We start from the raw sequence: 11,403 nt of genomic DNA, 5'->3' as shown, positions 1-11,403 counted from the left end.
CGCGCGAACTTGAGTCGCCGCTCGCGCGGTCGCGCGCCGCAGCCTCTCCAGCAGCGGCGAAGCGGGAACCCGAAACGGTCGGCACGAACAATGCTGACCCCATCTGGCGCGGCGACGGGCGCACCCGGCGGCTGGTGCTGCGCGCGCGGCGCGCAGCCGCTGCAGCGTGCACGCAATGGACAACGGCAATGACCGGCATTTTCGAAGCCTACCCCGTAGATAGTGCTGCGGCGGCAAGACGGCGTTCATGGCTCCGTGGTGCCCCGCTGGTCGGCGCGAGGGTCTGTCCGGTCTTGCATGGCATGCAATGCCCGGTCCCCCGCACGAAATTCGCCCGATCATGGCGGGCTGATTATTTGTCTGAGCGCGATTTTCGAATCAAATTGGCGAAAAGGCAACTCGTCAGAATGCTTTCGACGAACGAATTTAACTCGTTTGGCTCGGATTCGAGTCGAAACGTAAGCATTTGTCAGATAAAAGATCGTCTTTATACTTTTGTGTACGTTTGCGCTTCCGGATTCGTCGCTGATTCACGAACTTGTATGACTAAAGCGTCCGGCCACCGCAGGCGCGGCCTCGGCGTCTGCTTTGTTGCATTGCGCGCGAGCGGATGGTCCACTAAACCTATGATGAGAACACACACCTCTTCAACCGGCCGCGCGCGCGGCTTGCGCCATGACTGCTGACCGGCCCGATTCCGCCGACACGAATGCCCCCGACGAACGTGCCATCGGCACACGGCCCGACGAAGCGCTTTTTCCCGCCGTACCCGAGCAGAACTTTGCGGTCCGCCGCCTGACGCTGATCGCGCTGCTGGTGGCGGCCGTCGTGGTGCCGTGCGTGTTCGTGGCGGCGATGGCGTTCAGCGACCTGCGCACCCGCGAGGCCGACGCCACCGATCTCACGCTGCGCACCGTGCGCGTCGCGGAAGAACACGCGCTGAAAGTGTTCGACATGAACGAGGCGCTGGACGCGCGCGTCGTCGATCTGGTGCAAGGACTGGACGACGACGGCATACGCGAACGCGAAGGCGCGATCCACGAGAAGCTGCAGACCATGGGCGGCGGCTATCCGCAGGTCGCGGCCGTTTCGATCTTCGGCCGTGACGGCACGCTGCTCGCGAGCAGCCGTTTTTATCCGGCGCCGCCCGTATCGATCGATCATCGCGAGGATTTCGTCGGCATTCGCGACGGTCAGGTGCTCGAACATGTGTCGAAGGTGATGGTCGGGCATGTCGCGGGCGAGATCGTGTTCAACACGGGCGTCGCGCGGCGCGGCGAGGACGGCGGGTTCGCGGGCGTCGTGTCGGTGGCGCTGCGGCCCAGCTACTTCGCGGCGTTCTACCGCGAGTTGCTCGGCGGCAACGACTCGCCGATGACGATGGCGCTGACGCGCTCCGACGCAGCCGTGCTCGCGCGCTATCCCGTCGGCATGCCGTCGAAGGCGGAAGAGCCCGTCCGCCACAACGCCTACACCGACGCGCTCGCCGAAGGGCGGCGCGCGGGCGTCGTGCGAGTACGCTCGGCGCCCGACGGCGACAAGCTGATCGTCGCGTTTCGCCGCGTCGGCTCATATCCCGTGTATGTGACAGTCGGCTACCGGACGTCGGCGATCTGGGCCGCCTGGTATCGCCATCTGAGCGTGCTCATCCTGTCGACGTTCGTGCCGTCCGTCGTGCTGTGGTGCGTGATCTGGCTGTCGCTCAGGCGCCTCGGCGCAGAAGAGGAAGCGTGGGAGCGCTGGCAGGCGGAAGCGTCGATGCGCCGCTCGATCGAATCGGCCTACCGGCAGTCGCGCAAGATGGAAGCGCTCGGCAATCTCGTCGGCAGCGTCGCGCACGACTTCAACAACCTGCTGATGATCGTCTCGGCCAATGTGCAGATCGTGCGGCGGCGCGGCGCGGCGGCGTTCGACCGCGAGTTGTCCGCCGTCGAGCGCGCGCTCAAAAGCGGCCAGTCGCTTACGCGGCAATTGCTCGGCGTGGCGCGCAAGCAGCCCTTGCGCAGCGAGACGCTCGACGTCGAACGCTGGCTGCCGGGCTGCCGCGATCTGCTGCGCGCTTCGCTCGGCGCGAAGGTCGCGCTGGTAATGGACGTGGGCACAGGCGTGTGGCCGATGCAGGTCGACGTCGCCGAACTCGAACTCGCGCTGATCAACGTCGCCGTCAATGCCCGCGATGCGATGCCGAACGGCGGACGCTTTACGGTGCGCGCGAACAACGTGACCTTCCGTCGCGAGGACGGCTTTCCGATCACGGGCGCGTTCGTGCAGTTGTCGCTGGAAGATACGGGCGTCGGGATGCCGCCGGAGATCCTGTCGCGCGCGTTCGAGCCGCTTTTCACCACCAAGCCGAAAGGCATGGGCACAGGTCTCGGCCTGCCTCAGGTGTTCGCGTTCTGCGAGCGCTCGGGCGGGCTGGCCGCGATCGACAGCGCGATCGGCGCGGGCACGTCGGTGCGCCTGTATTTGCCGCGCGCGACCCAGGCGCCCGAAGTCGAGCGGCCTGCCGAGCCCGTCGCGGAAGAGATGGGTGCGCCGCATGGCCTGCGCATTCTGCTCGTCGAGGACAACGACGAAGTCGCGGCGGGCACGGAAGCGTTGCTGCAGATGATGGGCCACGACGTGACCTGCGTGTTCAACGCCGACGCGGCGATGGAACGCTTCGACGCCGCGCACGCGAGGCAAAAGCAGACGGGCGAGCCCTTGCCGTTCGACCTCGTGATCTCCGACATCCATATGCCCGGCACGCTGAACGGCATCGATCTCGCCGAACGCGTGCAGGCTTTCGAGACGAAGCTGCCGGTGATTCTCGTCACCGGCTATGCGGAGGAGCTGGAGCGCGCGCGTCACGTCGACGTGCGCGTGCTGTCGAAGCCGTTCGATATCGCGCTGCTCGACAAATTCCTGCAGACGCTACAGCGCGATCTCGCGCATACGCCGACTCACCCTGCCAGTTGAGCGGGCGTTTCGCCCCGGGGATTACCGACTACATTTGTAAAAAAGCGCGCCATGCGACGGGCGCGCTTGCGTGGGCAACGGCCCCCGCTGGCGCCTGTCTGTCCGATAGTTCCCGTAGCGCCGCGCTCGCGAAGCCCGGCATGAACGTTGCGCGTATACCGTCACAGCGGATGCGGTGGTGCATTGCCGTATCCACCCAGAAAGCTGACGGAGACAGACATGCGACACACCGTGATTGGTCTTTTCGCCACCTACGCGCAGGCCGAAAGTGCGCGCAACATGCTCGTGCAAACGGGCTTCGCGTCCACCGACATCGATCTGCAAGCGAACCCCGAAACGCCTGCCGACGCAGCCGCCGATGCCTCTCCCGGCGTGATTGCCAATATCGAACGGTTCCTGTCGAGCCTGTTCTCGAGCTCCGGCCCGACCGCCCCCGAAGCCGAGCGCTACACCGATGCGGTGCGGCGCGGCGCAGTGCTCGTGGCCGTGAACGCCGCGAGCGAATCGCATGCGGAGCTCGCGCGCAACTCGTTGAGCAAGCTCGGGGCGATCGAAGTGAGCGAGCGGGCGCCCGATGCCAGGATGCCCACGCCCGAGGCGAGACGCGAGCACTCGGTGCTCGACGAGTTGGGTATCGGGGGTAGTGGCAGTCTGGCCGCGACGCCGACAGCGGCGCAGCCGTCGAGCGATGTGCTGCGCGCCGAGGAAGACGCGCGCAACCGCGCGCGCATGGATGCGCTGCACGGCGTGCCTCCCGCCGACGAAGCATCCGCCCAGGCCCTCGCGGCCGCGAGTGCGCCGGGCGCGGGTGCCGTGATGCGGCCGGATATGCCGCCGCCGGAACCCTTGACGACGTTCCCCGACGAGCCGGTTCAGCATCCCGATTACGGCGTGCCCACGTCCGCCAGCCGGCCGGCCGCGCCTCAGGGCGATACGCCAGCGGCTGCGGCGATTGCGTCGGCGGGCATCGCCGGCTCAGGCGCCGTGATGACGCCCGACACCGCCGAGCCGGCGCGAGCCATGCCTCAACAGGTGCCGGATGAATTCCTCGAGTATGAAGAGGATTTCCGCACCCACTATGACGCGGAGTACGCGCACGAAGGCTTGCGCTATGACGAGTATGTTCCGGCGTATCACTACGGCGCGACGATGGCCCGCGAGATCCGCTATCAGGATAAGTCGTGGGACGAGGTCGAGCCGGACGTGCGGGAGGATTGGGAGCGCGACAAAGCGGTAGGCAGCTGGGAGCGCTTCAAGTCTGCCGTGCGGCATGGGTGGGATCGCGTGACGGGTCACCACCACCGATAGTCTTCTTGCTTCGACTGGCAAAGCAACAAAATAACGCGGCGCCCCTGATCGGGCGCCGCGTCGTGTGAAGGCGGGGCGCGTTCAACCCGCGTGCCGCTTCACCCAGTCAGCGTATCGATCGACGAACTTCTGCAGGAACTTGCGCGTGTCGTCGTTGGCGATGTTGCCGTTCTCGTCGATCTGGCCAGCCGTATGCTTGATGAACATCTCCGGTTGGGCAAGTGTCTGCACGTCGAGGTACGCCAGCACGTTGCGCAGATGCTGTTGCGCGAGCGCCGTGCCCGTCGCCCCCGGCGACGTGCCGATCACGGCGGCCGGCTTGCCGCCCCAGACGCTATGGCCCCAAGGGCGTGAACCCCAGTCGAGCGCGTTCTTCAGTACGCCGGGCATCGAGCGGTTGTATTCAGGTGTGACGAAGAGCAGGCCGTTGGCAGCCTGGATCTGCTGCTTAAAATGACGCGCGACTTCTGGGAAGTCATCGTCGTAGTCCTGGCTGTAGAGCGGTAGAGCACCGATGTCGAGAAACTCGAAGGAAAAGTCTGAAGGCGCAAGGGAGATCAACGCCTTCGCCAGCTGCCGATTGGTCGAGTCGCGGCGCAAGCTGCCGACGACCACTGCAATGTGATAGGCCATGTGTTCGTTCCTCGGTTGGCGCGAAACGCGCAAAAGGGGATGCAGCCCGTCAATCATAACGGTCGATAGGGCATCCCGAAACCTAGCCTTATCGCCCTTGTTATGACGCTTTTGTTACCCGCAGTGGATAAACCGCGGTACGCAAAAGTTATCCACAGATTTTCTGGATAACCCTGTGGATAGGTCGAATGTTTGCCTTATCAATCAAGCGCGTCGTCGGCCTGTCGCAATACGCAACAAACGGCGTGCAAGCTCACCTGCCGCTACAGCTTCGCGTCGGGGGCAGCGATTCAGGGTGCGGGCGCGGTGCTTGCGCTATCACACCTTTGAGGATCAACCGGGAGGGATAGATCATGACCTTGCATCACTCTGGCAAATCTCACGATGAAGCAGTCGCTGCACGAAAGGAGCACAAGCCTCGCGCGCTCGAACAGCCGGGCGGCGAAATGGCCGTGGAAGGCACAGAGGCGGATGAAACGCACAGCTGCGGCGAACTTTCCGAGCGCGGAAAGCAGGTCTGGCGGACGGGCAGCGGACTCGATGGAGGCGGAAAGGTCTGATTTGCGCGGGCCGCATATAAGAAAGGGCGCTCTGGAGCGCCCTTTACTTTGTGACTGACGACTTAGTTGCCGAAAAACACGTTGCAATACGACGCGAGACCTTCGCACGTCCGTTGTTATCCGCGTGCACGACCCCGGTGGCACCGGCATCCCGATGACGTTTCCGGCCGATTACCGCTCCGACGGAGGGATCTCGCGATAACGCGCCAGGTAAGCACCGTGTGCGACCTCGTCGACGCCGACAGGATGGGAAGCGGACGACGCGGGATGCTTCTGCAGCATCGCCGCGGGACGAACCGGCCGATGCTGGAAATTTCCCCCACAGTTCGGACACACATTGCGCAACGCGGTCAGCGCGCAGACTTCACAAAACGTGCATTCGAAACTGCAGATCATTGCATCTCTCGAGTCGGGTGGCAGTGCCTTGCCACAGCCTTCGCATGATGGTCTTAGTTCGAGCATTCCCGGTCTCCACAATCGACGAAATTTGGCGTTTTGTTCCCGCGGCGGGGACAGTCAATGGTTGAAGTTTATGAAAGCCGGATTGGGCGAACATGTCAGCGCGGCATCAATTGCTGCCACGCGGGACGCACCCGGGTACGCATCGACCCGGTGTGATTTGCTTATGCGAATTTATCGGTTCGCGAAGATCGGTCGTCGGCTTATCGTTGAGCGCAATCGGTCCCTGTTGCGACCGTACTAGCTACATCGAATCCGTCTATGTCTCAACATTCCACGTTCACACGCCGCGCATTCCTGGCAGGAGCCGGCGCACTCCTTGCATCGGCCGCTTTGCCCGCATTTGCGCAGACGCACGCAAAAGAAATCCGTATCGGTTATCAAAAGGCCGCAAGCACGCTGGTGTTGCTGAAAGCACATGGAACGCTGGAAAAGCGCTTCGCGCCGCTGGGTGTGGGAGTGAAATGGACAGAATTTCCGGCAGGCCCGCAATTGCTCGAAGGACTCAATGTCGGTTCCATCGATTTCGGCTATGTCGGAGAGGCGCCGCCTGTCATCGCACAGGCTGCTGGCGCCAACTTCGTGTACACCGCGTATGAGATTCCGACGCCGCAAGCCGAAGGCATTCTCGTCCATCGCGATGCACCGATCCAATCCGTTGCGGATCTGAAGGGAAAGCGGGTGGCGTTGAACAAGGGCTCAGACGTGCACTGGTTCCTGGTCGCCGCGCTTCAGAAAGCAGGTGTGAAATACACCGATATCCAAACTGTGTTCTTGCCGCCCGCTGACGCGCGCGCCGCATTCGAGCGCGGCGCAATCGATGCGTGGGCTGTCTGGGACCCCTTTCTCGAAGCTGCAAAACGCCAATCGAATGCCAGACTGTTGACCGACGGCGCGGGGATCGTCAGCCACCATCAGTTCTTCCTCAGCGCGCGCCCGTTTGCGCAGCAAAACGCTGAACTGATTGATGCCGTAGTTGCCGAGGTTGGCAAAGAGGGCGTCTGGGTCCGCGATCACTACGCCGAAGCGGCTGCACAACTCGCACCGATTCAGGGACTCGACGCCAGCGTGGTCGAAGCGAGCTTGCGACACTATGCGCACGTCTATAAGCCGATCGATGCAGGCGTGCTCGCCGAGCAGCAGAGAATCGCCGATGCGTTCACTGAGCTTCGCATCATCCCGACGAAGATCGTTACGAAGGAAGCCGTACTCGGCGTGAAGGCGTAAGCGCACGTCTCAGTGCACGTCTCAGTGCACGTCTAATCGCCGCGCGCGATGCGCACTCCCGTCATCGCGCGCGTCACGCTACTCCGACAGATCGTGAAACAGCGCTTTGACGTTCTCCGGCGGCCGACCGATTACGGCACGTCCATTGCGAACGACGATAGGACGTTGAAGCAGGATCGGGTTCGCAGCGATCGCTTCGTATAACTGATCGTCGGTCAACGAGGCATCAGCCAGACCCAGTTCTTTATAGATGGCTTCTGAGTCTCGGAGCATCTCACGAACGGGGCACCCCAGCATTCCATTCAGTTCCTTCAACTGCGCCACGGACAGTGGCGTACGAAGGTACTCGACCACCTCGACAGGTTCGTTCGACGGGTTGTAGACGTCGCTAATGAGTTCGCATGCGCCACGGGATTTCGAGCAGCGCGGGTTGTGATAGACGGTAATCATGGGCTTATGCGGAGAGTGAGCGGGTGAGGCTAAGAATTTTAGCTGCTGCGGTTGTCTGGCGTTGCGGTCGTCGCTCAACTGCCGGCCGAAGAATGATCGCGGCTTGTGCTTGAGGACTGATTTGAGGCATTGCGCCGCTTGCGTGCGTTGATGCGTCAAAGGGGTTTGATCTTCGCCATTGGCGGCCTTCATGGATATGGCCGCGGTGGGGGTAATGCCGATGGACGTGCGGATCGGTGTCGGCCGGTCGAGTTTATGCGCATAACGTCGACGCCTCTGCAGCGTATCGAGGTAACGGCGCGTGATATCAGGCGGTGGGGTGTTAATGCTGACGAGGTTTATGCGCATAAACCACAGTCGTTTCGGGCGCGCTGTTGCCCATTGTAGCCAGCGGCCCACGATCTGCAGAAGACTCATCATCGGTCGACTGCGCGACGCTTCCTTCGAATCCGGCCGGATCCGCGAGGACCCTCCATCGGCAAGCGCCGCCACATAGCTTCCAGAACGCCTCCGGGTTCACCGTCCCGTGTTTCGGTTTATGCGCATAAAGCCACGTCAAACGGCTTATAACTGTTGCACGTAACCAAAAATGTTTGAATTAGAAAAACGCCAAGGTAAAATTCAGCGGCGTCCAAAAAGAGGAGGTGAACATTGGCAGCAGAAATCATCGCAGTGACACAGCAGAAAGGCGGAGTCGGTAAAAGTACGATTGCGATGCACCTGGGCGCCGCCTTCCATGAGAGAGGCAAGCGCGTCCTCGTCGTAGACGCCGATGGTCAAAACACCCTCATCCACTGGGCGAGCGCATCTTCGGATAGCGAGTCCGGCATTCCATTCCCCGTTGTCAATCTCTCCGAGGCCGGCTCGCAGATCCACCGCGAGATCAAGAAGTTCGTTGCGGACTACGACCTGATCGTCGTCGACTGCCCGCCGTCGATTACGGAAAAGGTCTCAGGCGTTGTCCTTCTCGCAGCAACGGTCGCCGTCATGCCGACGTCCTCATCGCCGGCTGATTACTGGTCGAGCGTGGGTCTCGTCAAGCTGGTGCAGCAGGCACAGGTCATGAACGAAGACCTCCGTGCCGTCTTTCTACTCAATAAGACCGAAGAGAAGCGAATGCTGACGCGTGAGTTGAAGCGAGCGTTGGAAGAACTCGGCTTCCCGCTTCTGCGCACCCAGATCCCCACGCGCGAAGCCTATAAACAGGCAATGGCACTTGGTCAGACAGTCTTGCAGATGAACGATCGTGGCGCGAAGCTCGCGGCTCTCGAAGTTCGCGCCTTTGCTGACGAGATCGCCACCCTGCTCCCCTGAATTTATGCGCATAAAGGTACTTGAATGAAACCGTCCCAATTCGCCAAAGGCTTCCAGGCACGTCCCGATACGACCAGCAGCGAAAAGCGCACCGCGCTCGATCGACTGAATGCGATCGACGGGCTGGTGCAAAACGCAGCGAAGAACACGAACGTTGCCGCATTCAAGAGCCCCGTTGTAGCGCCAACTTCGCCGAGCGAAGCGGAGCCGAGTGACACTGCGAATGAATCAGTCGAGTACCGCGCGTGGCGAGCCGAACATAACTATCGTGCCGGACAGATCGTCGAGCTTCCGCTGAAGGCGATCAAGCCGAGTCCATTCAATCCGCGGTATTTCTACCTGAAGTCGTCGATTGCCGAGCTCGCGGTCAACCTCGCGAAGCAAGGGCAGCAGCAGGCGATTCACGTCATTCCCGACTACGACAATCCCGGAAGCTATTTCGTCAGCGATGGCGGCCGACGTGTGCGGGCATTGAAAGAAGCGAACAAGGAGACGGTGAAGGCGATCGTCATCGATCTTCCGATCGGCATTCAAAGCTACAAACTCGGCTACGACCTCAACGTCCAGCGAGACTCACAGACAGTGTTCGACAACGCGATCGTATGGCGACGCTTTCTGGACGAGAAACACTTTCAAAGTCAGAAAGAACTTGCTGAACATCTTGGTCTCGATGAATCGACGATCGCGGTGGCACTCTCCATTGCGAAATTGCCAGAGACGGTGATGCAGGAGATGGTCGCGCGACCGGATCGCTTCGGCTCGAATATGGCGTATCAGGTCGGTCGGTATCACTCTGCGCGCGGCACGGATTCGACGCTGCGACTGATCAACAAGATCCTTTCCGACGATCTCAGCACGCGCCAGGTCGCCGACATCGTGAAGGGAAGGGCGACGGCACAGGAAAGCGCGAAGCCGGCAGGACGCCAGCGTTACGCTCAGCGGCTTGATATCAAATTAGCGGGGGTTTCGGTCGGCGACCTGAAGTCATATGGAGAAGACCGGCTCGAACTGAAGTTGCGCGGCTTGACGCGTGATAAGCGCGATGAAATTCTCCGACAGATCGAACAGATGCTGTCGGAACAGAAATAAGTTACGTAAAGGAATAGCGCGCCAACAGGGCGCGCTTTTTAGAATCAATCAGGAATCAGGCGGCCCGCGATTGGCTCAACGTGAACGAGAGCAAATCGCCATCCGTCGGCTCACCCCAGGTTTTGCGCGCGAGCCAGTCAAAGAATGCGGTTTCCGTCAGCTTCGACTCGAGGCCGCGTCGTCGCCAATCGTCACGCATGTGGCCACCGAGGCCCGGCAATTCATCCTCTTCGAACGAACGGCGAGCCAGTTCGCGTTCCGCTTCACCCTGTTCCTGGTACAGCGCCTGCGCTTCCTTGCGCCGATGGGCCATGTACTCGTCCAGCAGCCTTGCCTTCGGATCGTCGGCAGGCGTGCCCGCCGAACCTTTGCCAGCCGTCCCTGACGGCAACGCATCGACAGGCGGCGCATAGCCCTTCTTCAGCGCGTCCTTGAACAGCGCCGGCGCGCTGCGCACGGGCGGTAGCGTGGTGCTGCGCATCCGCTGCTCGGTCATTTGCAGCGCCGCGCGAATGCGGTTCTCCTCGCTATCGGCGTACAGCGTTTGCGCCTCTTTGAGCGGAATGCCGATCTTCACCATCCGATCGACGAGCGTGCTGTCGAAAACATTCGGATGTTCGTCGAGTGCAAGCATCGGCTGCTTGCGCTCGGTGACCCGAAACTGGATTTCAGCGACGCGGCGGCCTTCGCGATGCTCGATGAGTTCGACAAAGATATTGGTAACCGCATTCACTTCCGCGATCGCCGGACGCAAGTAGTCGCGCTTGAAATACTTGTACTCGCGCTTGGCTTCATCGCCCGCTTCGGTGTCGGGCGTGCCCGACAAGATCGGCCGCCACCATTCCCACGCCTCACGCATCGTCAGATGGCTCGGATTGGTCAGATAACGCACGCAGATTTCATAGAGCGCGAGACCCGCGCTGCTGCGCAACTGGCTTTGGAATTGCAAGCTCAACCGCGCGTATTGCACGGGATCGAGAAGTTTCTTTTTGATCTTGGGCGCGAACGAGAACTCGACCCACACGCGACGCGTCGTCGGATCTTCGAGAATTTCGGCGTCGGCGATGAGCGTCGAGATGCCCCATTTGCGGCCGGGCTTCTGGCTCGACGTTCCTTGGCTCCATTCGACCTGCACGGAGACCATCCGACGCAAGTGCTCCTTGACGAGGGCCGTGTCGTTCGAGTCAAAAGCCGAGTTTGCGACGATGTCCGACAGCAGTGCCCGATAGGTGTCGCCCGATTCGTCCGCTTGCTGAGCAACCGTGAGCAACACGTTGAACAGTTTGCGTGTGAGAAGCGTGATCTTGCCGCTCTTGGGCTGAATGGCAATCGCCTCGACGGCTTTGCGCAATTCGGCGGAGCTTGGGCTCACCACATCGGTTTTTTTCGCGCGCTTCGTGGCCAT

General features: G+C 61.5%; 10 protein-coding genes. 6 read left to right on the top strand and 4 right to left on the bottom strand.

Features of this window, described 5'->3' with window-relative positions; all coding sequences use genetic code 11:
- Positions 1 to 675: 675 nt before the first annotated feature.
- Together C2L66_RS16495 and C2L66_RS16490 are read left to right on the top strand one after the other, a co-directional pair.
- Positions 676 to 2,958 carry a hybrid sensor histidine kinase/response regulator gene (locus C2L66_RS16495; protein WP_060604555.1) on the top strand — a complete coding sequence of 761 codons (2,283 nt, stop codon included), beginning with the start codon at positions 676 to 678 and terminating at the stop codon, positions 2,956 to 2,958.
- A gap of 219 nt (positions 2,959 to 3,177) precedes the next feature.
- Positions 3,178 to 4,266 (top strand): hypothetical protein, encoded by a 1,089-nt coding sequence (locus C2L66_RS16490; RefSeq protein ID WP_054933214.1) that lies wholly within the window; start codon positions 3,178 to 3,180, stop codon positions 4,264 to 4,266.
- An 81-nt stretch (positions 4,267 to 4,347) separates the two neighbouring features.
- Here C2L66_RS16490 and C2L66_RS16485 read toward each other — a convergent pair whose 3' ends face one another.
- On the bottom strand, positions 4,348 to 4,899 hold the full coding sequence (locus C2L66_RS16485; RefSeq protein ID WP_054933215.1) for an NADPH-dependent FMN reductase: 552 nt from the start codon (positions 4,897 to 4,899) through the stop codon (positions 4,348 to 4,350).
- Between the two features lie 353 nt (positions 4,900 to 5,252).
- Between C2L66_RS16485 and C2L66_RS41660 the strand changes: the two genes are divergently transcribed.
- Positions 5,253 to 5,459, top strand: coding sequence for a hypothetical protein (locus tag C2L66_RS41660; protein ID WP_054933259.1), 207 nt, complete (start codon positions 5,253 to 5,255; stop codon positions 5,457 to 5,459).
- A gap of 171 nt (positions 5,460 to 5,630) precedes the next feature.
- Here C2L66_RS41660 and C2L66_RS16475 read toward each other — a convergent pair whose 3' ends face one another.
- On the bottom strand, positions 5,631 to 5,921 hold the full coding sequence (locus C2L66_RS16475; protein ID WP_060604558.1) for a DUF1272 domain-containing protein: 291 nt from the start codon (positions 5,919 to 5,921) through the stop codon (positions 5,631 to 5,633).
- 258 nt (positions 5,922 to 6,179) lie between these two features.
- Here C2L66_RS16475 and C2L66_RS16470 point away from each other — a divergent pair, with 258 nt between their 5' ends.
- Positions 6,180 to 7,145: a sulfonate ABC transporter substrate-binding protein gene (locus C2L66_RS16470; RefSeq protein WP_054933217.1), complete on the top strand. Its 966-nt coding sequence runs from the start codon at positions 6,180 to 6,182 to the stop codon at positions 7,143 to 7,145.
- A 78-nt stretch (positions 7,146 to 7,223) separates the two neighbouring features.
- Here C2L66_RS16470 and arsC read toward each other — a convergent pair whose 3' ends face one another.
- Complete coding sequence (gene arsC, locus C2L66_RS16465; RefSeq protein ID WP_054933260.1) at positions 7,224 to 7,595, bottom strand: arsenate reductase (glutaredoxin); 372 nt, start codon at positions 7,593 to 7,595, stop codon at positions 7,224 to 7,226.
- 651 nt (positions 7,596 to 8,246) lie between these two features.
- Between arsC and parA the strand changes: the two genes are divergently transcribed.
- Entirely contained in the window at positions 8,247 to 8,909 is a 663-nt protein-coding gene (gene parA, locus C2L66_RS16460) for a ParA family partition ATPase (protein WP_035998763.1), read from the top strand.
- Positions 8,910 to 8,933: 24 nt separating this feature from the next.
- Positions 8,934 to 9,998 carry a ParB/RepB/Spo0J family partition protein gene (locus tag C2L66_RS16455; RefSeq protein ID WP_060604562.1) on the top strand — a complete coding sequence of 355 codons (1,065 nt, stop codon included), beginning with the start codon at positions 8,934 to 8,936 and terminating at the stop codon, positions 9,996 to 9,998.
- Between the two features lie 55 nt (positions 9,999 to 10,053).
- On the opposite strand, the gene C2L66_RS16450 is transcribed toward C2L66_RS16455, so the two are convergent.
- Positions 10,054 to 11,403, bottom strand: a complete 1,350-nt coding sequence (locus C2L66_RS16450) for a replication initiation protein (RefSeq protein WP_054933219.1) — start codon at positions 11,401 to 11,403, stop codon at positions 10,054 to 10,056.

The organism is Paraburkholderia caribensis, from assembly GCF_002902945.1.
Classification (GTDB): Bacteria; Pseudomonadota; Gammaproteobacteria; order Burkholderiales; family Burkholderiaceae; genus Paraburkholderia; species Paraburkholderia caribensis.
The sequence above is the reverse complement of the archived record's forward strand: the minus strand, read 5'-3'. Positions and strand labels throughout refer to the sequence as shown.